Here is a 22,189-nt window from a genome sequence, read left to right on the forward strand (position 1 = left end):
TTATTGATGTGACGAGCTGGAGCTCCAACTTGTCCGACAACGAACAGTTGGGGTAATGGGTCCTGGCTTTCGCCAGGACGACGGTAATAAGCAACAATAAGGAATTTCCCATGCGTATTTTCGTGGTCGGCGCCGGCGCCATCGGCGGCTATTTTGGTGGCAGGCTGTTGCAGGCCGGCCGCGACGTCACGTTCCTGGTCCGGCCACGGCGCGCCAGCGAGCTCGCCAGCGCCGGCCTCGTGATCAAGAGCCCGAATGGCGACATCACGCTGAAGGATCCGCCGCGGGTTGAGGCCGACAAGCTCAAGGACAAGTTCGACGTTGTGCTGTTGAGCTGCAAGGCGTTCGACCTCGACGACGCCATCAAGTCGTTCGCCGCTGCGGTTGGTCCCAACACGGCGATCATTCCAATGCTCAACGGCATGAAGCATCTCGACACGTTGGACGCCAAGTTCGGCAAGGAGCGCGTGCTCGGCGGTCTCTGCGCCATCGCCGCGACCTTGAACGAGAAACGCGAGGTGGTGCAGCTCCAGCCGATGCAGGCGATCACTTACGGCGAGCGCGACGGCAAACTGTCGGATCGCGTCAAGGCGATCGACGAGGCCTTCAAGAGCGGCATCAATGGCGCCACCGCAAGCCAGAACATCATGCAGGACATGTGGGAGAAGTGGGTGTTCCTGTCCTCGCTCGCCGCAAGCACCAGTCTGATGCGCACCTCCGTCGGTAACATTCTGGCTGCCCCCGGCGGTCGGGATTTCCTGCTCGGCATGCTCGATGAAACCAGCGCGATTGCCACCGCGTCAGGCTATACGCCGGGCGGCCCGTTCTTCGAACGGGTGAAGGGCAATCTGACGACCGAGGGCTCGCCGATGACGGCGTCGATGTTCCGCGACGTCAAGGCAGGCTTTCCGGTCGAGGCTGATCACGTGATCGGTGATCTGATTGCGCGTGGCGACGCCGCCAAGGTGCCGGTGCCGAAGCTGCGCATCGCCTACACGCATTTGAAGGCGTATGAGAAGCAGCGGGCGGGGTAGGTAGTAACCCCGACTCCGCGCTATTTGAAATACGCGAGATAATGCGAGACGGCGGTGATTTCCTCATCGCTCATGTGATAGGCGACATCGGCCATCGCGGCGCCGCCGCCGCCGACGCGCTGGCTGGTCTTGTAGTCGCGCAGCGCCTTGACCAGATATTCCTCGCGCTGACCGGCGAGCCGCGCGACGGCCTTGGTACCGGCAAAGCTATCCGTGTGGCATGAGGCGCAGCGGCGGCCGACGGCAACTTGCGCGCCTTTTTTTGACAGGTCCGGATCCTTGTCCTCGGCTGGCGTCGGCGGCGTCATGGCCGCGAAATAGGCGCCGAGACTGCGGACGTCCTCGTTGGTGATCTCCGCGGCAATCGGCTGCATCTGTTCGTTCTTGCGCGAGCCGGCGCGGAAGAAGACGAGCTGCCATTGCAGGAATTGATCGGGCTGACCGGCCAGCGAGGGAATGTTTTCGGTCTGCGAGATACCGTTCTCGCCGTGACAGCCGGAGCAAACGGCAGCCTTCTCCTGGACGGCGGAATTATCGGCGGCGCTTGCGGAGAGAGCTCCGAGTGCGAGGAGCAACGCAGCCGCGCTGATTGCGTGCGAGATGAACTGCCGGCGCATGATGGGAATTCCACTCTGACAATCTGGTCATTCCGGGGCGCCCGAAGGGCGGGCCCGAAATCCATAACCCCGTTTCGTGGTGATGGGTTCCGGACTTGCGCGCAAGTTCGGAACGACAGCGTGGGAATTTGAAATGAAAGAGGCTGCGGCCGCCTCATGGCCACCGCAGCCTCGTGTCGTCGTGCGCTACTTCTTGCTGTAGCTGATGCGATAGATCGCGCCGGCCCAATCGTCGGCAACGAGGATCGAGCCGTCCTTGGCGAGGATGATGTCATCGGGGCGGCCGAGATAGCCCTGGTCACCCTCGATCCAGCCGGAGGCGAACACCTCCTTCTTGGCGTTCTTGCCGTCGGGCCCGACGATCACGCGCGTGATATTGCCGCCCTGATACTTGTGGCGATTCCAGGAGCCGTGCTCGGCGATGAAGATGTTGTTCTTGTACTCGGCGGGAAATTGATCGCCGGTATAGAACTTCATGCCGAGCGGAGCGACGTGGGCACCGAGGTTCAGCACGGGCGGCGTGAACTCGGAGCACTTGTGGCCCATCGCGAACTTCGGATCGGGAAGGTCGCCCTGGTGGCAGTAGGGATAGCCGAAATGCTCGCCGAGCTTGCTGACCATGTTCAGCTTGTCCGAGGGCAGATCGTCGCTGACCCAATCGCGTGCATTCTCGGTGAACCAGTACTTGCCGGTACGCGGATCGACATCGCCGCCGACCGAGTTGCGAACGCCGAGCGCATAGACTTCAGCGTTGCCGGTCTTGGGATCGACGCGCCGGATCTGCGAGACGCTGGTCGGAGGAACGCCGACGTTGAAGGGCGGTCCGAACGGAATGTAGAACCAGCCTTCCTTGTCGGCCGCGAGGTACTTCCAGCCATGCGCGGCGTAGGACGGCATGTCGTCATAGACGACCTTGCCCTCACCGAGATTGTCGAGCTTGTTTTCGACGTCGTCGTAGCGGATCAGCTTGTCGACCGCGATGACGTAGAGCGCACCGTCCTTGACGGCCAGACCCGTGGGCATGTTCAGCCCCTTGAGGATGGTCTTGACCTCTTTCTTCCCGTTGTTGTCCTTGATGGCATAGACGTTGCCGAGGCCGAACGAGCCGACGAACAGCGTGCCCTTGTCACCCCAGGCCATCTGCCGCGCGGCGAGCACGCCCGAGGCATAGACATCGATCTTGAAACCCGCCGGCAGCTTGATCTTCTTGATGAGGCTGGCAAGCTCGGCGTCGGAAGCGCCGGTCGGCGGACCCGAGGGCGGCGCCAGGCCCTTCTGCGCTTCGGTCTCGTCGCCGAGGAACCAGTCGTCCGGCGGATGGGTCCAGAACTCCTTGGTTCCGGATTCGTATTTCTTCAGCTGCCGGCTCTTGTCCTGCTGCTGCGCACTGGCGACGCTAGTCCCTGCAAGAAGGGCCACGGCCGCAAGCGCCAAGACGGATTGATGGAATTTCATCGCGTCACTCCCCTAAGGCAGCCATCTGGGCTGCACGTTATTTGTTTTGGTTTGTCGAGTCGGCGAAGGTCGGAGTCTGTCGAGAGGCAGACGCAAAAAGGTTAGCACATCTGCGAGCAGTGAGAAGCGCGTCACGTGCACTGCCGTAGTGCTCAATAAAAATTGAGACGGATTTTCTCCGAGAGCGAATGCGGCGATAGCAACACTCTCGCTGCAACGCGGAATCGCAATGAAGCGCGCCTCATTTGCAGGCAGCAAAATGGGCGACCAATGCAAAACCGCGAAAACAACCCCATGCACGGTAGAACGTCAGACGCCGGATGGTGTGCGGTGACACCGGCCACACATCTGAAACATCGTGCGAATTGATAAAAGCGGCGACTATTTGGCGACGGGGTACGGCCCATCGTCAAATTGCATGTCGTGATAGCCTTTCGCTCCCACCTCGCGCGCGAGCGCGCTGCGAAAATCGCGCCCCTCGCGCAGGCTGCTCAGCATATGGGCGAAATCGAATTCGGGATGCCATCCGAGCTCGCGCCGCGCGCGGTCGTTGACATAGACCCGGTCGATCCCGGGAAATAGCCGCCAGCCGCGCGCCGCATAGAGTTGCTCACAATTGGGCTAGAGCGTCCGCATCACGCGGCGGCGCCGCGAGATGACGCCGCTCGAACGGGGTTGTAGCCGAGACGATATAACGGGCGAAACCGATCTCCGGTGCACGCGCCACGGCGAGCAGATGGGCACTCACGGCGTCCGCTATATCCAGCCGGCGATAGAACAGTTCGTTGACCTGCGCATTGTCCAGCGGGTAGGCCGACCGCATTGCGGGATCATCATCGTCCTCCGGAAAGAAGCGCGAGGTCCGCAACACCACGACCGGCAGACCGCGCTCGCGGAAGAACAGCTCGCACAGATGTTCCGCCATCAGCTTGGTGGTGCCGTAGATGTTTTTGGGAACCGGCGGCAGGTCCTCGGTGACCCACACCGCCGGCTGCCCCGCCTCCGGCCGGAGCCGGGAACCGAACGCACTGGTGGTGCTGGTGAAAACAAAACTCTTCACGCCGGCGGCCACGGCCGCCTCGAGCAGATTGAGCGTGCCGGTGACGTTGGTGTCGACGAAGTCCTGCTTGCTGTGGGTCGCCACATGCGGCTTGTGCAGGGTCGCGGTGTGGATGATTGCGGTGACCCCGGCCGTCTGGTTCCGCACAAAGTCCGGATCGGTGATCGAGCCGATGGCGTCGGTGAAAGCTGATTTCTTCAAATCAACCCCATGCACAGGTGAGCCGCGCCCGCGGAGCGTCCGGGCAATGGCCTCCCCGAGGTGGCCCGCGCTGCCGGTGACCAGAATTGTCATTGCAGACCCAACCCAGCCGCCAGCGGTGCGGCGAACGACGCTATGTGCCCGTTTGGCTGGACGCTTGGGAAAAATTGGAGCGGGCGAAGGGGCTCGAACCCTCGACCCCGACCTTGGCAAGGTCGTGCTCTACCACTGAGCTACACCCGCATCCTGTGTCGGCCGCATGACGCGCCCGGCAACGGCTGTCGTATGCCAAAAGCGGGCGGCGAATGCAACAGCTACGGGCAGCATAGATTCGGATTTGGGACCCCATATGGGCCCAATCCTGGCAAAATCGACCCAAAATCGCCCTGAGCGGCCGAATCGGTTCCCATGGATTGAAATTCGGCCGCACCGGCCCAATTTTAGGGCCGACAGCGAAGCATATGAATTGGCGACGTGCTAAAGACCCGCCATTCCAGACATAGACGAGGGGATTCCGTGACGATCATCGACCAGGGTAACGGAGCCGCAGTCCCGGCTGCGGCGGATCTGATCAAGGACACCACCACCCAGACCTTCGTGAAGGACGTCATCGAGGAATCGAAGCGCCAGCCGGTGCTGATCGACTTCTGGGCCGAGTGGTGCGGCCCCTGCAAGCAGCTCACCCCCGTGCTGGAAAAGGCGGTCAAGGCGGCCAAGGGCAAGGTCAAGCTGGTCAAGATGAACATCGACCAGCATCCGGCGATCCCGGGCCAGATGGGCATCCAGTCGATCCCGGCCGTGATCGCCTTCGTCAACGGCCAGCCGGCCGACGGCTTCATGGGCGCGGTGCCGGAGAGTCAGATCAACGCCTTCATCGAAAAGCTGACCAAGGGCGTGACCGCACCGGGCGAGGCCAACATCGCCGAGATCCTGCAAGAGGCCGAAGCCGTGCTCGCCGAGGGCGACGCTGCGGCCGCAGCGCAGATCTATGCCGAGGTGCTCCAGCACGATTCGACCAACATCGCCGGACTTGCCGGGCTCGCAAAATGCTACGCCGTCTCCGGCGCGATGGAGCAGGCCAAGCAGACGCTCGCCATGGTGCCGGAATCCAAGCGCAACGACCCCGCGGTGAAGGCCGTGCAGACCGCGATCGATCTCGCCGAGCAGGCGCAGTCGCTCGGACCCGTCGCCGAGCTGGAACAGAAAGTCGCCGCAGACCCGCTCGATCATCAGGCGCGATTCGACCTTGCGACCGCGCTCAACGCGCAGGGCAATCGGGCGGCGGCCACCGAGCAGCTGCTAGCGATCATCAAGCGCGACCGCAAATGGAACGACGACGGCGCCCGCAAGCAGCTCGTGCAGTTCTTCGAAGCCTGGGGCGGCGCCGACGATGCGACCGTCGAGGGCCGTAAGCGCTTGTCGATCATCCTGTTTTCGTAAGCACGAGCTGGCGACGTCAGCGGGGACCAGATGCCGATCAATATCGAATATCGCGGCCCCGCCGACCTTCCGGAAATTCTCCCGGTATTTCCGCTGCCGGGTGCGCTGCTGCTGCCGCGCGGGCAAATGCCGCTTAACATCTTCGAGCCGCGCTACCTCGCGATGGTCGACGATTCCTTCCGTGATGGCCATCGCCTGATCGGCATGATCCAGCCCGACATCGCGCATTCGCCGAAGAATTCCGACAAGCCGACGCTGTTCCGCGTCGGCTGCGTTGGCCGCATCACCCAGCTGGCTGAATCCGGCGACGGCCGCTACATCCTCGAGCTCACCGGGGTCGCGCGGTTCAAGGTGGTCGAGGAGCTTGAGGTGCTGACCGCCTACCGGCAGTGCAGGGTCGACATCTTCGCCTTCGCCGACGATTTCACCGCCCGCGTCGGCGAGGACAAGGTCAACCGCGAGGCCCTGCTGGTGGCGCTGGCGGATTTCTTGAAGGCCAACAATCTCAAGGTCGACTGGGAAGGCGTCGAGAGCGCGCCCAACGAAGCGCTGGTCAATGCGCTGGCAATGATGTCGCCCTATGGTCCGGCCGAGAAGCAGGCCATGCTCGAGGCGCCGGACCTCAAGACCCGCGCCGAGATCCTGATCGCGGTCACCGAGATGGATCTCGCCAAGAAACGCACCAGCGGCGATCCGCCCCTGCAGTGAGGGTGTGCTGCGACATTTCGCTTTCAGAAATATCTTGAACACGATGATTGCTGCCACAACGGTGGCGCGCTCCCCTCTCCCGCTTGCGGGGGAGGGTTGGGGAGGGGGTGTCTCCACAAGCGAGAACCCCGATGAGGAGAAAGCCCTCACCCGGCGCTTTGCGCCGACCTCTCCCGCAAGCGGGAGAGGTTAACTGAGCCCGCGGCGCGAGTCGTTCAATCCAACTTCACGAACGACGGCGGATGCGTTTGCGTCCGGTGAACATCGCGCGGATCAAATTCTCGCGCTGAAGAACGCCCATCAGCACCACGCCTACGACGTGCAGAACGACCAGGACGATGACCGCGTCCGATGCATAGGCATGGGTATCCTCGATCCACCAGACGCCGAAGAATGTGACGGTGACCGACAGCGCGCCGGTGATCGACGAGACCGCGAGCGACACGAGCAGTGCCACCAGCATCAGAGTGCCGGCAGGATTGAGCCCGATATAGCGTCCAGTGATGCCGCGGCGAAGATTCCAGAGATAGCGGGGCGCGGCACGGAGCCTGACGCCGACCATGCGAAAGCGCGAATAGCGGCTTCCTAGAAATCCCCATATCAGGCGGAAAGCCAACAGCCCGATCACGCCATAGCCGACGATGCGGTGAAGGCCGTCATAGACGGTGGGCGTGAACCACGCGATCAGGACGCTCGCTGCGAGAGCCCAGTGCCACAGGCGCAGCGGGAGGTCCCAGACATCGACCGTCCGCGAAACGGTCTTGTCCGCGGGGGCCCGGATGGGCTCCCCGCGCGCGTCTGGTACCGCTTCGTCCATCGGCCTCAGTTCATTTGGCGCAGTTCATTTGGCGCAGTTTATTTGGCACAATTTATTTAGCGATCGTGTGCTTCAGGCTGAGATCTTCAGGGCTGTAGAACAGCTCGTAGATCTTGCCTTCCTTGACGCCGTAGACCTCATAGCACGAGCCTTCGATCTTGGAGCGCCGCACCTCGTAGCCGGCCGCCTTGGCCTTGGCTTCGGCATCGCCCGCCGGCTTCCATGACGCCTTGTCGAGCTTGGTGCAGTTCTTGAAACCGTCGGCCATCGCCGTCGACCCCATGCCGATCCCGACCGTCAGTGCAATGGCAACAACACGAATGACCTTCACGAACGTCTCCTCCTCTGTCGTGTGCGCGACGCTTCGCGCGAAACGCGACCGAAGGAAGCAAAGGGGATCGCGAAGTCAACTCGGGTTCGGGCGAGGGAAGCTTTAGAGATATTCTAACGGTCGCGAAAAGATCAGCGCGCTCCGCATGCAGCGCGTGTTTGGAGCTTCGCTGCGGCCTTACGCCTCACGGCCTGGTGTCGAAGATATCGACCTGCGCCTCACCCGCGGGATGACCGACGTCGCAGCCAGTCGGCCCACGAGAGCCGTCCACGCACGCCATGGCTGACGACGAAGCCCATGCCACGCGCCTTCGCGTCTGAAAGACTCACCGGCAGGATTTTACGACGCAGTCCGCGCGCATCCTGGTACTGGCCGGCGAGCGCGGTAAGACTGAGGTCTTCGGGACCGCCGATCTCCGCGCGCTCACCACGCGCCCCATCGAAAGCGCATGTCACGACGTGATCGGCGACATCCGACGTATCGACAGGATTGAACGATGTCGTCGGCACCGGCCACACCGGAAGCCAAACGAGGCCCGAGAGCAACCTGTCGAGCAAATAGTAGAACGGCATTGCGCGAACGACGGACCAGGACAGCGCGGACGAGCGGACCAACCGCTCGCCGGTAAGCTTGACCCGGCCATAAGGCAGCGTCGCCTCGTCGAGTCCGACGATCGAGGTGTGCAGGAAATGCCGCACAGACTGTTCCTGGCACAGCGACAGCAATCGCTCCGTGCCTTCGACATCCACGGCGGAAGGGGACCTGAAGAAGTCTATCGGACGAACCCCGCCGCGCCGCGCGATCGGCGAATACGTCGCCGCATTGATGACCGTGTCGACACCATGCAGCGCTTGACGCAGCCCGGCTCCCGTAGCGAGATCGCCGACGGCCCACTCGATATCCGATCGCGTGCCCCGTGATCGCGCAAGGACCCGGACGCGACGGCCGTCGCGGACAAGGCGATCGACGATGTCACGGCCAAGATGGCCCGTGCCTCCGGTGACGAGCGTCAGCGCCATGCATCAGCCTCCCGTACGTGCCGGCTCTCCCATGGGAACGAGCACGGTCTCGCCGGTCGCGACGAGAGACAGTTCGCCCTGCTCATCAGCAGCGAGAAGCTCGGCCCAGGCGAATACCTGCCTGCGCCCGGCGCGCACCGTCGTTCCCCTGGCGATGAAGTGAGAGCCGACGGCCGGCTTGAGGCAGTTCATCGAGAAGTGCGACGCGGTGACTGAGCCCACCAAGGTCGCGGCAGCAAAACCGCAGGCGGTGTCGAGCAGGGCCGCGATCAAGCCGGCATGCAGGTGTCCGGAATATTGGGCAAAGTCGTCGCGCCAGCTCATGCGGATGGCGACCTCACCTTGGCCGGCCTCAACGACTTCGAACTCCGCCATGCGGTTGAACGCAGCGGATGAATTGACTGCCTTGAGAGCCGGCAGATCGAAACCGTCAGTCGTGCTCATGCGCAGCTCCATCGTGGTGGACGCTTCTCGAGATTGCTCCTGACGGCCTCGACATGATTGGGCGAACCGAGCAACGCAGCCTGCTCGGCGGTTTCGGCCGCAAGACCGGTGGCCGCGTCGCAAGTCGCCGCGAGATTAAGGAGCCGCTTGGCGGCGCGAATGGCATCCGAACTTCGGTTTGCGATCTCCTGCGCAGTCGACAATGCGGCCGCCAGCGGATCATCGGCGAGTCCGGTCGCAAAGCCATAAGCCAGCGCCTGCTGAGCCGAAAACACACGGCCGGTGTAAGTCAGTTCGCGTACGACATCCTCACGCGCAAGGTGGCGCATAAGTTGGGTGCCGGCCATATCGGGCACCAATCCCCATTTGGCCTCGATGACGGCGAGCTGCGTTGCCGGTGCGAGATAGCGAAGGTCGGCACCTAGCGCGAGCTGGAAGCCGCCGCCGAAGGCGACGCCGTGGACGGCTGCGATCACGGGCATCGGCAGCTCGCGCCACAGCCAAACGAGATGCTGCGCATAGTTCGCGATCCCGTGGGTTCGTTGAGTGAGGTCGATCGATGGGATCAGCCGTTCGCCGTTTGCCGTGGCCAGCAGGCGGTCCAGGTCGAGGCCCGCGCAAAACGCGCGTCCTTCGCCGGAGAGAACGACGGCGCGGACATCCTTGCAAGCGCCAAGCTGTGTTCCAACGGTGATGATCGCTTCGAACATCGCCGGGTCCAGCGCGTTCATCTTGTCCGGGCGATTCAGCCGGACATGGGCCACACCTTCCTCGATGGTCAGGCGAACACGATCTTCCATAGCCACTCCACTTTGAAGGCCTTGGGTTTTGAGACCTTGGGTTCGTTTCGACGTTCAGTAGCCGGCAACCGCCATGACCACGACGGCACTGAGCGCCATCCAGCCAAAGTGCCGGCCGCGTGTCGCCCATGCATTGGCCAGGGCGGAAAAACCGAACACGCAGGCCATGGTGATCACGATCCAGTGGCGCGCCGGCGCGGAGTCCATCCAGGGCGTCGCGATCAGGAGCACACCACCGCCGATCCAGGCGACGGTCGAGGCCTGCCAGACTAGGCGGATCAGGGTGCGGAGCCGCTCTGGCTCGATCGTGGCACGCGCAAAGACCTTGGTCTCGCCGAGGATGCCATGGATGATCGCCACGACAATGGTCAGGACGCCGGCACACTGGAGCAGAAGATCACGCATCAACGCCTCCGTACAGTTATGTATGGTGGATTAAGCGCTGGCCCGTCGCCTGTCAATACACTAGTGTATGGCCCGACCCTCGGAACCGGACATGACCGAACAGCTCTCCGCCGACGACTGGATCAACGCGGGACTCAAGGCGCTCGCCAAAGGCGGCTTCACGGCACTGAAGGCCGATCCACTCGCCAAGGCCATGGGCGTCTCACGCGGCAGCTTCTATTGGCACTTTGCCGATCTCGGCGCGTTCCACGCGGCCATTCTGAAGCGCTGGCGCGAGATCGCGGCCGAGCAGATCATCGCCGACGTCGAGGCCGGCAGCGACGAGCCGCTGAAAGCGCTGCTGCGCCGGACGTTTGGCGCGCGGCTCGATCTCGAACGTGCCGTGCGCAACTGGGCGGCGTTCGATCCGGCCGCGCAAGCGGCGGTCCGCGCGATAGACCGCCGCAGGCTCGACTATATCGAGACGCTGCTGGAGCGACGCGGGCTCAATGCCACGATGGCGCAGGGGCGCGCGCAGATCCTGTACTGGACGTTTCTCGGCTTCGCGCTCTCCGGCGCGCCGGTGCCGCCGCCACGACTCCAAGGCCTGCTCGACGAGCTCCTGCGAATGATCGCCGGTTAGCCAAAAAGCCGGTGGCGCCCGCGATGGGCGGCCGCGATTTTCTATGCTAGAGCCCCATTCCGATGGAATCGGAACGGGACGCTAGATTCTTTTTTGACGCGTTTTCTTTACGCGAACCGGTATCCACTTCGCTCGAAAACGCTCTACAGGCAGCCGATCGCCGGAGACCATGATGACCGCGCCCACCGAACGCCCCGAAAACAGCGTCGATCCCAAATTGCTGGAGATTTTGGTCTGCCCGCTGACCAAGGGTCCGCTGGAATTCGATTCCGCCAAGCAGGAGCTGATCTCGCGCTCCGCAAAGCTCGCTTATCCCATTCGCGACGGCATCCCGATCATGCTGCCGGAAGAGGCGCGGAAGATCGATTGAGGATTAGCGTGAGGACCGCGCAACACTCTCGGTGTCGCCCCGGCCTAGTGCGCAATTGCGCACGGGGGGCCGGGGCCCATAACCACAGGGAGCGGTTTGGCGCGAAGCTGGTAACTCCGAGTCTTCGCAAAACTATTGCTGCGGCGTATGGGTCCCGGATCTGCGCTGCGCTTGTCCGGGACGACAGGGGCGAGCTAGGCGACAGCGAGAATTACAACGCCTCGCCCTTCAGCAACTTCGGCACCTCGCCCGTGAGCCCCGCAGCCTGGCGGATGAAAAGATTCTTCAGCGGCGGGGCGCGGTCGACGAGGCCGAGGCCGATGTCGCGGACGGTGCGCAGCAGCGTCGACTTGTTGGAGAACAGGAAGTTCAGCGAGTTGGTGGCAACGCCCATCGCCATGGTGTCGAAGCGGCGCCAGCGCTGGTAGCGCTCGAGCACGTCGGCTCCGCCGATATCCATCCCAAGCCGCGCGGCATCGACGACGACCTCGGCCAAAGCGGCGACATCCTTCAGCCCCATGTTGAGGCCCTGGCCCGCGATGGGATGGATGACATGGGCGGCGTCCCCGACCAGCGCGAGGCGCTCGGCGATGAAGGAGCGCGCCACGAAATAGGACAGCGGAAACGCGCGCGGCTTGTCGAGCGCCTTCACCTCGCCGAGATGCAGGCCGAAGCGCTGCTCCAGCTCGCTGTGAAATTCGTCGTCGCTCAGGGCGACAATGCGCGCGGCCTCGCTGCGGCGCTCGGTCCACACCAGCGAGGAACGCTTTCCGGTAAGCGGCAGGATCGCGAACGGACCCGCGGGCAAGAAGTGTTCTTCGGCGCGGCCCTCGTGATCGCGCTCATGGCCGACGGTGACGACGATGCCGGATTGATCATATTCCCAGCCATGGGTGGCGATGCCGGCGCGCTCGCGCAGTTTTGACTTCGCACCGTCAGCCGCGATCAACAGGCTCGCGGCAACAACGCTGCCGTCACTGAGCGTCACGTCGATGCCGTCAGCACGGGCGTCATAGGAGGCAACGGCCGTGGCGCGGAGCTCGACGCCGGCCGCTTCGGCGCGGACGACCAGCGCATCAATCAGGCGGCGGTTCTCGACCATATGCGCGAAGGATTCGCCGGGCGCGACATCGCCGGCAAAATTCAGGAACACCGGACGCGTCGCGTCCTCCAGCTTGGAATCCGTGACCACCATGTCGAGGATCGGCTGCGCCTCGCCCTTGACGTCGTCCCAGGCGCCGAGCGCCTCGAAAAGCCGGCGGCAGGCCGCCACGATCGCAGTCGCTCGGGGATCACGGCTCGGACGGACGCTGAGCGCCGGATCGGCGACGATGACGGGAATCTCGGGCCCGAGCCCCTGGCGCAGCGCCAGCGCCAGCGCCAGGCCCGCAAATGCGCCGCCGCCAATGACTATGCTACTCTGTGACATCTAAAATTCCCGGCCAACTCTTGGTCTTGCTAGCAGACTTGAGGTGGGCGAAACAGTGCGGTGAAACAAGGGCGGAACGGCCCCCAAGAACTGCCTATTGTGTCATTCCAGAGCATCCCGCCCGGAATGACGGCAAGAAAGTTCAGTCCATGTCCAGAAGCCTGTTCGACCTGATCTCGATCCTCGACCTCGAACAGCTCGAGGTGAATTTGTTCCGCGGCAACAGCCCGAAGACGGACTGGCAGCGGGTCTTTGGCGGCCAGGTGATCGGGCAGGCGATGGTTGCGGCCTGCCGCACCGTCGAGGGCCGGCTGCCGCACTCGCTGCATTGCTATTTCATCCTGCCGGGCGATCCGCAGATTCCGATCATCTACCAGGTCGAGCGGCTGCGTGACGGCAAGAGCTACTCGACCCGCCGCGTCACCGCGATCCAGCACGGCAATGCGATCTTCTCGATCATGGTGTCGTTCCATGCCGAGGAGGCGAGCGCGTTCGATCACCAGGACAAGATGCCGGACGTGCCGCCGCCGGAAAAGCTGACCGCGGAGGAGGTTGCAAAACAGCCGCAGTTCAAGGAGATGCCGGAGTTCATCCGCCGCTACTATGAAATGGATCGTCCGATCGAATTGCGTCCCGTCGAGATCGGCCGCTATTTCGGTCAGAAGGTCGACGACGGCCGCATCAATATCTGGATTCGCACGGCCGCAAAGCTCCCCGACGATCCCGCGTTGCATCTGTGCGCACTCGCCTACGCGTCGGACTTCTCGCTGCTCGATGCGATCATGGCGCGCTACGGCCGCACGCTGTTCGACAAGCGCATGATGCCGGCGAGCCTCGATCACGCGATGTGGTTCCACCGCCCGTTCCGCGCCGACGAATGGCTGCTTTACGCGCAGGATTCGCCGAGCGCGCAAGGCGGCCGCGGCTTGAGTCGCGGCCTCATCTTCAAGCCGGACGGCACGCTGGTGGCCTCAGTGGCGCAGGAAGGCTCGGTGCGCGAGCGTCGCACCTAAAGCGCGATGAGATTGGGATGAATCGTCATCGCGCTTTAGGTTGTTGTTGGAGCATGATCTTTCCGGAAAACCGCTGCGCACTTTTCCGGATCATGCTTTAGCCGCCCTGTAAACCTGTCGACTTGATCACCGGCCCCCATTTGAGCCGCTCTTGCGCCTCGAATCGGGCGAGGTCCGCCGGCGTTCCGCCGGCCGGATCGAATCCCAGCTCCTGGAGCCGCTTCCTCGTCTCGGGCAGGGCCAGCGCCTTGGCGAACTCGCCGTTCAGAAGCTCGATGACGGCTTGTGGCGTGTCGCGCGGCGCGTAAAAAGCGTTCCATCCTGCCATCTCGAAATCAGGCACGCCCTGCTCGGCGATGGGTTTTACGCCCGGCAGAAGTTCGCTCGGCTTCAGCACGGTGATGCCCAGCGCCTTCAACTTGCCGTCGTCGATCTGCGTGCGCAGTGCCGTGACCGTATCGATGAGCAGTGGCACCTGTCCGCCGAGCACGTCGGTCATCGCCGTCGCCGATCCCTTGTAGGGAACGCCGAACATCGGCGCGCCGGTCTTCTCCTTGAGAAACTCGAAGATGACACGCGCCGTCGTGCTCGGCAGGGCGATGTCGATCCTGTCGGGCTTCGCTTTCGCCGCGGCGATCAGATCAGCCACATTGTTTCCGGCAAACGACGGACTGGCCGAGATCACCAGCGGCAGCTTGCCCACCAGGATGATCGGGGCAAAATCCTTGTCCGGCGCGAAGCCCAGCGAGGGATACATGAACTCGTTCATGGTCTGGGTGGCGTTGGTGCCCATCAGGAGCGTATAGCCGTCGGGGTCCGAATGCGCCGCCTGCTCGGCACCGATATTGCCGCCGGCACCGGGCTTGTTTTCGACATAGAAGCGCTGACCCAGCGTCCGCGACAAATGGTCGGCCAGGTATCGCGCCACGACGTCGGTGCCCTGGCCCGCCTGATAGGGAACGATGATCCTGACCGGCCGGGTCGGATAGGTTTGCGCAAGGCTTGCGCAACTCCATAACAGGGCCAGCCATCCGGCGGCCCATCTCACGGATTTCAGCATGCTCGTTTCCTCCGATTATGATTCTTTTGATCGTCTTCTTGTTGGTAGCCTTCTTATCGTTGCGCGGTGCCCTTCCCTGGCGGCGTGACGACGCCGGCTTCGATCAGGCCGTCGATCGTCGCTTCGTCGAAACCGGCGTCCGCCAGGATTTCGCGGGCATGCTCGCCAAAGCGAGGCGGCCGTCGCGTGGTGCTGCCGGGCGTCTGCGCGAGCTTCACGGGAATGCCGGGTGCGCGATGGCCCTCGCTTTCGACCAGCATGTCGCGGTGGACGACGTGGGCTTGCGCGAACGCCTGCGGCACGGTGTTGACGACGCCTGCGGGAACGCCGGCCTGCATCAGGTCGCGGCAAAGCGCCTCCGACTTGAAGCCGGCCAGCGTGCGCTCGAGCTCAGTGCGAAGCGCTGCAACGTGACTGAGCCGGTCGGCGTTGGTCCGAAAGCGCGGATCATCGAGCAAGTCGCCGCGTTTCACCTTCTGGCAGAAGCGGCGAAATTGGCCGTCATTGAGGATGCCGAGAAAAATCTCGCCGTCAGCCGCCGCGAACTTGTCGTAAGGCGCGATGTTGGGATGGGCGCTGCCGAGCCGGCCGGGCACAGTCCCTGAGCAAATCCAGTTCGCCGCGTGTGGCACGAGAAGGGCCAGCGCGGTGTCGAACAACGTCACCTCGACGCGCTGCCCGCGTCCGGTCCGTTCGCGCGCCGCGAGCGCGAGCAAGACGCCCGTGAGCGCGTTATAGCCGGTGACGTAATCGACGATGGGAACGCCGACGCGCGTGGCGCCTGAGTCCTGCGTCCCGTTGATGCTCATCAAGCCGCACATGGCCTGGAGCACTGCATCGTAGCCGGGCAGGCCGCCGAGCGGCCCGTCGGCGCCGAAGCCGGAGATGGCGCAATAGATCAATCGCGGAAAGCGTTCGGACAAATCGGCCTCGTATCCGAGCCCCCAGCGCTCCATGGTGCCAGGCAGGAAATTCTCCACCAGCACGTCGGCATCTTTCAACAGGGCTTCGAGCACCGCGCGCCCCTCCGCGCGCGACAGGTCGAGCGCCATACCCCGCTTGCCGCGATTGACGGCGCCGAAATACGCCGCTTGTCCTGCCGCATCGAAGGGCGGCCCGAGGCCGCGCGTCTCATCGCCCGATGGCGGCTCGATCTTGACGACGTCAGCGCCATGATCGGCCAGCATCTGCGTACACAACGGGCCCGCCAGCACGCGCGAGAGATCGACGACCTTGAGGCCGGTCACCGCTCCGCGCGTGAGATCAGATGCGGGCATGCTGATAGGCCCAGTTGGTTGTCGTCAGGTGCGGCTAGGCAGTTCCACGATGCCGGTTCCGAGCACCGAGAGTTCATCGTCCTGGTTGCGCGCTTCCTGTTCGATCTCGACGAGGTGACGGCCGTTCTCGACGAATTTGCGCTTCACCTTGCCCTTGATGAACAGGATGTCGCCCTCGGGATTGTGCCGGCGGATCTTGCAGGTCGCACGGCGCAGGAAACCATCATCGCCCATCCAGTTGGTGAGGTGATGGGTCAGCCAGGAGCAGCGCTCGGGGCCGTAATCATAGGCGCCGGGCGCGCCGACCTCGAGCGCGAACTCCTCTTCCCAGTGCACGCGCTCGGGACAATCGGGAATATTGAAACGGTTCGGAATGCCGAGGCCGCGATGGGCGTCCTGCAGTTTCCAGGCGAGCTTGTTGGCGCGGATGTAGAGACCGCCCCAGCCCTGGGCATAAGCGATGAATCCGGTAACCGTCATCGGCCCCTTCAGCATCACCGGCAGTGCCTCGCCTTCGGTGACGTCCTGCCAGTAGCGCGGACGCGAGCCCTGAATCCTCTCGTCAGCATAGTGCTTGTAGGCCGCAGCCAGTTCCTGCTCGCTGTAGCGGCGCTGCGGACGGGCCTTGACCTCGCTGTATTTGGTACCCTGCTCGCGCGCGTGGTCGCGCTCGGTCCGGAAGCACCAGCTATCCGCTTCGGCGACGAGGTCGCCCTGCTGGTTGAAGAAATCGACGTGATAGGTCTGCTGGATCGCGCGGCCGGCGAACCGCGTCTGATGCTCGACGAGGTCCTTCAACTTTGCCTCGGTCGAAATGACGTCGTTGCGCCGGATAGCCTTGTGCCAGGTCCAGTCGGCGCCCGACCACATGGCGTGGACGCCGGGCAGGCCGCCGACATAGCCCGACACGATGCGGCTGGTGCTGAAGAGGAAGCTCGGAAGCGCGATGAGGCCGCCATAGCTGGTCTTGGCGGCGTATTCGGGATCGCACCAGAGCGGGTTGTCGTCGCCGATGCCGTGCGCGTAGTGACGGATGTTGTCGCGCGTTGCCTCGTAGCACCAGGGCTCGGCGGTTACGCCGATCGAGACGCCGATGCGCTTGCGCAGATCGTCGAGGCCCTCTTCGGTGATCTTCGGAAACCTGGTTTCGGTCGTGTCCAGCATGTGGCGTTCCTTTCCTCTAACTCGTCGTTTCTGATTGTTTGACGGCCTGCTCCCGATCGCGCAGCACCTTGCGGTTGACCTTGCCGGCAGGCGTCTTGGGCAACTCCGTGACGAAGCTGACGAGACGGGGATACTCATGGTGGCTGAGGCGCTGGCGCACGAGGTTCTGGATCTCGTGCTCGAACGACGTATCGCCGGGTCTGTCGGTGACCACGAAGGCCTTCACCACCTGCCCACGCAGGGAATCAGGGACGCCAATGGCCGCGGCCTCCCGCACCTGCGGATGCTTCAGGATCGCGTCCTCGATCTCGACGGCGCTCATGGTCCAGCCGGCGGAGATGATGACGTCATCGGCCCGGCCGCCATGATAAAAATGCCCGTCCTCGTCGATGCGCCCGAGATCCTTGGTTGCGATCCACTCGCCACGGCGCCAGACCTTCAGCTCGCCGGTGACGCCGGGCGCACACGGCCGCCCGTCGGCGTCCTGCACTTCGACGCGCCCGCCGGGGATCGGCTTGCCCAGCGATCCCGGCTTGACGACGAAATCGGACGCGCCGGGATAGCTCACCAGGATCACACCGATCTCGGTGGTGCCGTACATGCTGCACACCTGACGGCCGAAGGTTTCGTTGACGAAGGCTGCCGTCTCGCTGTCGATGGGTTCACCGGTGAACGACAATTTCTCCAGCGCATAGCGGTAGCGCGGCGCGGCGCCCGAATTCCGCAGCATGCGATAATGAGTGGCCGCCGCGGAGATGTTGTTGAACTGATAGCGCCCGAGCGCGGCCAGCAGACGCTCCGGATTGAACTTGCCGGCATAGGCCCCGATGGTGATGCCGAGCGCCAGCGGCGCCAGCGTGCCGTGCCAAAGCCCATGTCCCCATGCCGGCGATGACGGACAAATGAAGCGGTCGCCCGGACGCAGACCGGTGCCGTACAGCGCTGCCACCATCAGCGTGACGATCGAACGATGCGTGTGCTTGACCGCTTCGGGCAATTCGCGCGTCGTGCCCGACGTATATTGAAACAGCGCCATCGCGTCGGCCGCGGTATCCGGCGTGAAGTGCGGCGCAAAATGTTGCAGCTCGCTCAGGAAGGCGTCATCGGCGACCACGATTTCGGTGCCGATCCCGGCGAGAAGCGGCGCCTTCTCCGCGTTGGTCACGATCAGCCGCGGCTTGCAGTCGTCGACGCGCAGCTTGACGCCGTCGGGTCCGAACAGCGTGAACAGCGGCACCGCGACGGCGCCGGCCTTCATGGTCCCGAACACCGCCACGTAGAAGGCGCGCGAGGGCTCGAGCATGACCGCGACGCGATCGCCGGGCTTGATCCCGCGGCTCACCAGATAATGCGCGAAGCGCGCGGAAGCTTCCGCGAGCTCGCCGAAGCCCAGCACCTCGTCCGGCCCTTCCGAGCGAACGACGATCACCGCCGGGTTGGAGCGACCGGCATGCCGGTCGATACATTCATGCGCGATGTTCAGGCGCGCGCGATTGCCCTCGAACAACTCCCAGAGTTTCTCCGGAGAGAAATTGGCCTGCGCGTCCGCGTAGCTCGTGTGGTCGGTCAGCGTGCTCATGGCCGGCAAGATACCGACGACGCGCCAATTGTCAAATAGCACTATCGATTGTATATATACAATTGAATACAGATCGCGAGGGGCCTCACTGTGCGTGCGGCGCGCCAAGGAGGATCAAAAGCTGTACTGGCGCGGTCGTGACGAGATGGTGTTGTTGCACCCCGGCCGCTGTTGTACCGATACAATCATGCCGAATCCCAGATCACCCCGTGTCCGCGCCGTGCCCGCGGTCACGCGCGCCGTCGCCATCCTCCGCATGCTCAGCCGCAGCCCCACGCCGCAGGGTCTCAAGGCGATTGCGGAGACTCTCGACCTGGTGCCGAGCACTGCGTTGCACATCGTGCGCGCGCTGCTGGCGGAAGATCTGCTGCAAGTCGATCCGCACACCAAACGCTACAGCCTCGGCGTCGGCATGCTGCCGCTGGCGCGCGCGGTGCTCGAGCACGCCGACTTTCCCAGCCTGATGCGACCGAAGCTCGAGGAGATTTCAGGCCGCTACGGCGTCATGGCGATCGGCGTCGAGGTCCCGAATCTGGACAACATGATCGTCGTAGCACTGGCCCGCAGCCAGGCACCGGTGCGGCTTCATGTCGATATCGGGAGCCGTTTTCCGGCGTTGATCAGCGCCACCGGCCGTTGCGTCGCCGCCTTCAGCGGCCAGCCGGAGAAGGAAATCGAGAAGCGTTTTCGTCTTCTGCGCTGGCACAACGCGCCGACCTTTGAGGCCTGGCGCAAGGAGGTCGATCAGGTGCGCAAGCAGGGTTTCAGCATCGATCGCGGCAATTACATTGCTGGCGTGACGATCGTCGCCGTGCCCGTCCTGAACGCGAGGGGGACGATCTCGCACACTGTCGCGGCCGTCGGCCTCGGCAGTCAGCTCGATCGCGCAACCGCGCTGGCGCTGGCGCGCGATATGCGCGCCGTCGCTGAAGCGATCGCCGCACAGCTGTCGATTCACGCCTGATAGATCGTGCGCGAGCGGAAGGCCTGATTGCCTCAAGCGCGATTTATCGCGCTTGAGGCTTTCCAGATCAAGCTTAGAGCGACCCGCGCGGAGCGAGCTCGGTCTGCGACGCGAACCAGTTCATTATCCAGCGATACACCCACGGGATCGGGATGATGAAGCCAGACAGGATCGCAGCCACGATTCCGCGCCAGAGAATCCCGAGGCCGCTACCCCTGAAGATGATGTCGCGTCGTGTGCCCTGGATGTTGCGGCACATCCAGCGGATCTGGGCCGCGGCGACCCAGGCCCAGCCGACGATGGTGATGATGGAGATCGCGAACAGCAGGTTCCAGCCGATATAGGCCCACACCGAGCCGGTGAAGCTGAGGCCGAGCGGCTGCTCGTTGGAGGCGAGATTAGCGACCATCCATTTGAGCAGGAGCCAGTAGAGAACGACCTGGACGATAAAGATCACATTGTTCAGCGACGCGCTGCCGAAGAGTGCGATAGCGATCGCCAAAACGACGAAGCCAAAATACCAGGGCACCAGCGTCATCGCATTGCCGGTGAAGCTGAGGTTCGGCCGCCCCGGAACCTTGACGCAGGACACGATCCATTTCGTGTACCAGACAAACACCCAGGGCACCGGGATGATGAAGCACATGCCGATCAGCATCACGATGCTGCGCCAGGTGAACTCGAGGATGCCGAAATCGACTGACAGCGATCCTCCGCCACCGGCTCCGGTATAGCCAGCACCGGCATAACCGCCGGCGCCCATCATCGGCGGACCGCCCGCGGGGACCATCGGCGGCGCGCCGCCGCCTCCGACGAGGCCGGGAATTTCAGCCGCCTTCTGCCAGCCCGCCATGCCCTCGGACCAGACCAGCGTATCGGGGCGCACGACGCCCTGCGCGATGAGATCGCGGAATTGCCCTTCCGGATAGGGCCCTTGCTGCTTGCCCTCGGATGCGTAGAACCAACTCGCCATGACGCGCCCCCAAAATACTTATGTACCGTTCGGCAGGCGCGGGTTCACCGCATCCGTGCCAAAAATGCATTGTGAAGGATGAACGGCTGCCCTGTACAGAGGCGGCGGTTCACAAGCGCACGCGTTTTTCCACTTCAATCTGCAAGTTTCTTATGCCATTTGCCCGGAAAGATGCCAGATTGACCCGGCGCCGGGGACATGCGGCGCGGCGCATCTCGGGGAATAGGCCTGACCATGAAACTCGTCGTCGCGATCATCAAACCCTTCAAGCTCGATGAGGTCCGTCAGGCGCTCACGGCGATCGGCGTCCACGGCATGACCGTGACCGAGGTGAAGGGCTACGGCCGGCAGAAGGGCCACACCGAGATCTATCGCGGCGCCGAATATGTCGTGAACTTTCTGCCCAAGCTGCGGATCGAGATCGCGGTCGCCTCCGACATCGCCGAGAAGGCGGTAGCCGTGATCACCGCGTCGGCGCGCACCGGGCAGATCGGCGACGGCAAGATCTTCGTCACGCCGATCGACCACGCCCTGCGCATCCGCACCGGCGAAACCGATAGCGACGCACTCTAGTCGCGAAGAGCACGCGACCGACTACCTCATTCGGGCTTGCGCGACACATAAGTGTATGCTTATGTGTTGTCATGATCGAAGCCGACATCTTCAAGGCGCTGGCCGACCCCACGCGCCGAAAGGTCTTTGAGAAGCTCGCAGGCGGAAGCCTGAATGCCAGCACTCTGCGCGACGGATTGGAGATCAGCCAACCGGCGATGTCGCAGCATCTCGCGGTGCTGCGCGCGGCAGGCCTGGTGCGCGAACAGCGGCAGGGCCGCTTTGTGAACTACGAAGTCGACCCGGACGGAATCGTGGCCATCGGGGCATGGCTTGCGCGCTACCGCGCCTACTGGCCGAAGCGCATGGAAGCACTCGCCGATCTCTTGAAGGATATGGATCAATGAGCGATGCCGTGAAACCCGATCCCTCCGACGCAGACTTGGTGCCCGAAACAGACTTGGTGCTCGAATATGATCTCGATGCGCCGCCGGCAAAGGTCTGGCGCGCCGTGACCATTCCGGCGCTGCGCGAACGCTGGCTGCCGGATCGTGACCTTGCGGGCGCCGAGCCGGAATCATCGATCGCGGGCGAAGAGGTGCGCTATCGGCTTCGTGATTCAGAGCCGCCGTTTCGCGAGAGCCACGTCATCTTCCGGATTGAACCGAACGAGGACGGCGGCACGCGCTTCCGCATCATCCAGCAAGCCTGCGACGATCGCGCGAAGCTGCCGCAGGCGGCCAACAGCAATTGCTGCCTGATGCGCGCGGCGGCCTAGAGCATGATCCGGAAAAGTGTGAAGCGGTTTTCCGAAAAGATCATGCTCAAGTAGCGGCAAACAGACTTCATCATCCG

At 63.5% G+C, this 22,189-nt stretch carries 24 protein-coding genes, 1 tRNA gene and 1 pseudogene; 10 read left to right on the forward strand and 16 right to left on the reverse strand.

Annotated elements, in window-relative coordinates; translation table 11 throughout:
* Positions 1–110 precede the first annotated feature (110 nt).
* Positions 111–1,034, forward strand: a complete 924-nt coding sequence (gene panE / locus UB31_RS25260) for a 2-dehydropantoate 2-reductase (RefSeq protein WP_045012830.1) — start codon at positions 111–113, stop codon at positions 1,032–1,034.
* 20 nt (positions 1,035–1,054) lie between these two features.
* Here panE and UB31_RS25265 read toward each other — a convergent pair whose 3' ends face one another.
* From UB31_RS25265 to UB31_RS25280, 4 genes and pseudogenes are all read right to left on the reverse strand, one after another.
* Positions 1,055–1,651: a c-type cytochrome gene (locus tag UB31_RS25265; protein WP_045012831.1), complete on the reverse strand. Its 597-nt coding sequence runs from the start codon at positions 1,649–1,651 to the stop codon at positions 1,055–1,057.
* Positions 1,652–1,837: 186 nt separating this feature from the next.
* A complete protein-coding gene (locus UB31_RS25270) occupies positions 1,838–3,106 on the reverse strand; it encodes a PQQ-dependent sugar dehydrogenase (RefSeq protein WP_045004558.1) in 1,269 nt (422 codons plus the stop codon).
* Positions 3,107–3,487: 381 nt separating this feature from the next.
* Positions 3,488–4,460: pseudogene (locus UB31_RS25275) on the reverse strand (NAD-dependent epimerase/dehydratase family protein).
* 75 nt (positions 4,461–4,535) lie between these two features.
* Positions 4,536–4,610, reverse strand: a tRNA-Gly gene (locus UB31_RS25280).
* Positions 4,611–4,883: 273 nt separating this feature from the next.
* Here UB31_RS25280 and trxA point away from each other — a divergent pair.
* Together trxA and UB31_RS25290 are read left to right on the forward strand one after the other, a co-directional pair.
* Positions 4,884–5,807, forward strand: coding sequence for a thioredoxin (gene trxA / locus UB31_RS25285; protein ID WP_045004559.1), 924 nt, complete (start codon positions 4,884–4,886; stop codon positions 5,805–5,807).
* Between the two features lie 30 nt (positions 5,808–5,837).
* Positions 5,838–6,515: an LON peptidase substrate-binding domain-containing protein gene (locus UB31_RS25290; protein ID WP_045012832.1), complete on the forward strand. Its 678-nt coding sequence runs from the start codon at positions 5,838–5,840 to the stop codon at positions 6,513–6,515.
* A gap of 226 nt (positions 6,516–6,741) precedes the next feature.
* On the opposite strand, the gene UB31_RS25295 is transcribed toward UB31_RS25290, so the two are convergent.
* From UB31_RS25295 to UB31_RS25320, 6 genes are all read right to left on the reverse strand, one after another.
* Positions 6,742–7,332: a cytochrome b/b6 domain-containing protein gene (locus UB31_RS25295; RefSeq protein WP_045012833.1), complete on the reverse strand. Its 591-nt coding sequence runs from the start codon at positions 7,330–7,332 to the stop codon at positions 6,742–6,744.
* 52 nt (positions 7,333–7,384) lie between these two features.
* Positions 7,385–7,663: a PepSY domain-containing protein gene (locus UB31_RS25300; protein ID WP_045004563.1), complete on the reverse strand. Its 279-nt coding sequence runs from the start codon at positions 7,661–7,663 to the stop codon at positions 7,385–7,387.
* 218 nt (positions 7,664–7,881) lie between these two features.
* Positions 7,882–8,682 (reverse strand): SDR family oxidoreductase, encoded by an 801-nt coding sequence (locus UB31_RS25305; protein WP_045012834.1) that lies wholly within the window; start codon positions 8,680–8,682, stop codon positions 7,882–7,884.
* 3 nt (positions 8,683–8,685) lie between these two features.
* Positions 8,686–9,126 (reverse strand): PaaI family thioesterase, encoded by a 441-nt coding sequence (locus tag UB31_RS25310; RefSeq protein WP_045012986.1) that lies wholly within the window; start codon positions 9,124–9,126, stop codon positions 8,686–8,688.
* A complete protein-coding gene (locus UB31_RS25315; RefSeq protein WP_045012835.1) occupies positions 9,123–9,926 on the reverse strand; it encodes a crotonase/enoyl-CoA hydratase family protein in 804 nt (267 codons plus the stop codon). The genes UB31_RS25310 and UB31_RS25315 overlap by 4 nt, the downstream gene beginning before the upstream one ends.
* Positions 9,927–9,980: 54 nt before the next feature.
* The gene (locus UB31_RS25320; RefSeq protein WP_045012836.1) at positions 9,981–10,331 is read right to left on the reverse strand and encodes a hypothetical protein; all 351 of its coding nucleotides are present in this window, start codon (positions 10,329–10,331) and stop codon (positions 9,981–9,983) included.
* Between the two features lie 91 nt (positions 10,332–10,422).
* Here UB31_RS25320 and UB31_RS25325 point away from each other — a divergent pair, with 91 nt between their 5' ends.
* Both UB31_RS25325 and UB31_RS25330 read left to right on the forward strand, forming a co-directional pair.
* A complete protein-coding gene (locus UB31_RS25325; protein ID WP_045012837.1) occupies positions 10,423–10,953 on the forward strand; it encodes a TetR/AcrR family transcriptional regulator in 531 nt (176 codons plus the stop codon).
* Between the two features lie 172 nt (positions 10,954–11,125).
* The gene (locus tag UB31_RS25330; protein WP_045005009.1) at positions 11,126–11,323 is read left to right on the forward strand and encodes a Trm112 family protein; all 198 of its coding nucleotides are present in this window, start codon (positions 11,126–11,128) and stop codon (positions 11,321–11,323) included.
* 211 nt (positions 11,324–11,534) lie between these two features.
* Here the strand turns inward: UB31_RS25330 and UB31_RS25335 are convergent, their stop codons facing one another.
* Positions 11,535–12,752, reverse strand: a complete 1,218-nt coding sequence (locus tag UB31_RS25335) for a ubiquinone biosynthesis hydroxylase (RefSeq protein WP_045012838.1) — start codon at positions 12,750–12,752, stop codon at positions 11,535–11,537.
* A 149-nt stretch (positions 12,753–12,901) separates the two neighbouring features.
* Here UB31_RS25335 and tesB point away from each other — a divergent pair, with 149 nt between their 5' ends.
* The gene (tesB, locus tag UB31_RS25340) at positions 12,902–13,765 is read left to right on the forward strand and encodes an acyl-CoA thioesterase II (RefSeq protein ID WP_045012839.1); all 864 of its coding nucleotides are present in this window, start codon (positions 12,902–12,904) and stop codon (positions 13,763–13,765) included.
* 97 nt (positions 13,766–13,862) lie between these two features.
* On the opposite strand, the gene UB31_RS25345 is transcribed toward tesB, so the two are convergent.
* The 4 genes from UB31_RS25345 to UB31_RS25360 are packed head-to-tail and all read right to left on the reverse strand — an operon-like array spanning position 13,863 to position 18,845.
* On the reverse strand, positions 13,863–14,825 hold the full coding sequence (locus UB31_RS25345; protein WP_045004577.1) for a Bug family tripartite tricarboxylate transporter substrate binding protein: 963 nt from the start codon (positions 14,823–14,825) through the stop codon (positions 13,863–13,865).
* A 53-nt stretch (positions 14,826–14,878) separates the two neighbouring features.
* Complete coding sequence (locus tag UB31_RS25350; RefSeq protein WP_045012840.1) at positions 14,879–16,102, reverse strand: CaiB/BaiF CoA transferase family protein; 1,224 nt, start codon at positions 16,100–16,102, stop codon at positions 14,879–14,881.
* A 24-nt stretch (positions 16,103–16,126) separates the two neighbouring features.
* Positions 16,127–17,266, reverse strand: coding sequence for an FAS1-like dehydratase domain-containing protein (locus UB31_RS25355; protein ID WP_045012841.1), 1,140 nt, complete (start codon positions 17,264–17,266; stop codon positions 16,127–16,129).
* A gap of 16 nt (positions 17,267–17,282) precedes the next feature.
* Positions 17,283–18,845: an acetate--CoA ligase gene (locus UB31_RS25360; RefSeq protein ID WP_045012987.1), complete on the reverse strand. Its 1,563-nt coding sequence runs from the start codon at positions 18,843–18,845 to the stop codon at positions 17,283–17,285.
* On the opposite strand from UB31_RS25360, the gene UB31_RS25365 reads away from it, so the two are divergent.
* Positions 18,844–19,809, forward strand: coding sequence for an IclR family transcriptional regulator (locus tag UB31_RS25365; protein WP_245306057.1), 966 nt, complete (start codon positions 18,844–18,846; stop codon positions 19,807–19,809). The two genes, UB31_RS25360 and UB31_RS25365, sit on opposite strands and share 2 nt — an antisense overlap.
* Positions 19,810–19,882: 73 nt before the next feature.
* Here UB31_RS25365 and UB31_RS25370 read toward each other — a convergent pair whose 3' ends face one another.
* Positions 19,883–20,782, reverse strand: a complete 900-nt coding sequence (locus UB31_RS25370) for a DUF4339 domain-containing protein (RefSeq protein ID WP_045012842.1) — start codon at positions 20,780–20,782, stop codon at positions 19,883–19,885.
* A gap of 234 nt (positions 20,783–21,016) precedes the next feature.
* Here UB31_RS25370 and UB31_RS25375 point away from each other — a divergent pair, with 234 nt between their 5' ends.
* From UB31_RS25375 to UB31_RS25385, 3 genes are all read left to right on the forward strand, one after another.
* Positions 21,017–21,355, forward strand: a complete 339-nt coding sequence (locus tag UB31_RS25375) for a P-II family nitrogen regulator (RefSeq protein ID WP_045004588.1) — start codon at positions 21,017–21,019, stop codon at positions 21,353–21,355.
* A gap of 71 nt (positions 21,356–21,426) precedes the next feature.
* A complete protein-coding gene (locus UB31_RS25380; protein WP_045004589.1) occupies positions 21,427–21,741 on the forward strand; it encodes an ArsR/SmtB family transcription factor in 315 nt (104 codons plus the stop codon).
* Positions 21,738–22,112, forward strand: a complete 375-nt coding sequence (locus UB31_RS25385; RefSeq protein ID WP_045012843.1) for an SRPBCC family protein — start codon at positions 21,738–21,740, stop codon at positions 22,110–22,112. The genes UB31_RS25380 and UB31_RS25385 overlap by 4 nt, the downstream gene beginning before the upstream one ends.
* The last annotated feature ends 77 nt before the right edge of the window (positions 22,113–22,189 follow it).

The sequence above is a fragment of the Bradyrhizobium sp. LTSP849 genome (genome assembly GCF_000938255.1).
Lineage (GTDB): Bacteria > Pseudomonadota > Alphaproteobacteria > Rhizobiales > Xanthobacteraceae > Bradyrhizobium.

Bases quoted from the DNA above. Each gene is read 5' to 3' on its own strand.
- panE (WP_045012830.1), top strand. From the start codon at position 111: ATGCGTATTTTCGTGGTCGGCGCCGGCGCCATCGGCGGCTATTTTGGT.
- UB31_RS25265 (WP_045012831.1), bottom strand. From the start codon at position 1,651: ATGCGCCGGCAGTTCATCTCGCACGCAATCAGCGCGGCTGCGTTGCTC.
- UB31_RS25270 (WP_045004558.1), bottom strand. From the start codon at position 3,106: ATGAAATTCCATCAATCCGTCTTGGCGCTTGCGGCCGTGGCCCTTCTT.
- UB31_RS25290 (WP_045012832.1), top strand. From the start codon at position 5,838: ATGCCGATCAATATCGAATATCGCGGCCCCGCCGACCTTCCGGAAATT.
- UB31_RS25295 (WP_045012833.1), bottom strand. From the start codon at position 7,332: ATGGACGAAGCGGTACCAGACGCGCGCGGGGAGCCCATCCGGGCCCCC.
- UB31_RS25305 (WP_045012834.1), bottom strand. From the start codon at position 8,682: ATGGCGCTGACGCTCGTCACCGGAGGCACGGGCCATCTTGGCCGTGAC.
- UB31_RS25310 (WP_045012986.1), bottom strand. From the start codon at position 9,126: ATGAGCACGACTGACGGTTTCGATCTGCCGGCTCTCAAGGCAGTCAAT.
- UB31_RS25315 (WP_045012835.1), bottom strand. From the start codon at position 9,926: ATGGAAGATCGTGTTCGCCTGACCATCGAGGAAGGTGTGGCCCATGTC.
- UB31_RS25320 (WP_045012836.1), bottom strand. From the start codon at position 10,331: ATGCGTGATCTTCTGCTCCAGTGTGCCGGCGTCCTGACCATTGTCGTG.
- UB31_RS25325 (WP_045012837.1), top strand. From the start codon at position 10,423: ATGACCGAACAGCTCTCCGCCGACGACTGGATCAACGCGGGACTCAAG.
- UB31_RS25330 (WP_045005009.1), top strand. From the start codon at position 11,126: ATGACCGCGCCCACCGAACGCCCCGAAAACAGCGTCGATCCCAAATTG.
- UB31_RS25335 (WP_045012838.1), bottom strand. From the start codon at position 12,752: ATGTCACAGAGTAGCATAGTCATTGGCGGCGGCGCATTTGCGGGCCTG.
- tesB (WP_045012839.1), top strand. From the start codon at position 12,902: ATGTCCAGAAGCCTGTTCGACCTGATCTCGATCCTCGACCTCGAACAG.
- UB31_RS25345 (WP_045004577.1), bottom strand. From the start codon at position 14,825: ATGCTGAAATCCGTGAGATGGGCCGCCGGATGGCTGGCCCTGTTATGG.
- UB31_RS25350 (WP_045012840.1), bottom strand. From the start codon at position 16,102: ATGCCCGCATCTGATCTCACGCGCGGAGCGGTGACCGGCCTCAAGGTC.
- UB31_RS25355 (WP_045012841.1), bottom strand. From the start codon at position 17,266: ATGCTGGACACGACCGAAACCAGGTTTCCGAAGATCACCGAAGAGGGC.
- UB31_RS25365 (WP_245306057.1), top strand. From the start codon at position 18,844: ATGGCCGGCAAGATACCGACGACGCGCCAATTGTCAAATAGCACTATC.
- UB31_RS25360 (WP_045012987.1), bottom strand. From the start codon at position 18,845: ATGAGCACGCTGACCGACCACACGAGCTACGCGGACGCGCAGGCCAAT.
- UB31_RS25370 (WP_045012842.1), bottom strand. From the start codon at position 20,782: ATGGCGAGTTGGTTCTACGCATCCGAGGGCAAGCAGCAAGGGCCCTAT.
- UB31_RS25375 (WP_045004588.1), top strand. From the start codon at position 21,017: ATGAAACTCGTCGTCGCGATCATCAAACCCTTCAAGCTCGATGAGGTC.
- UB31_RS25380 (WP_045004589.1), top strand. From the start codon at position 21,427: ATGATCGAAGCCGACATCTTCAAGGCGCTGGCCGACCCCACGCGCCGA.
- UB31_RS25385 (WP_045012843.1), top strand. From the start codon at position 21,738: ATGAGCGATGCCGTGAAACCCGATCCCTCCGACGCAGACTTGGTGCCC.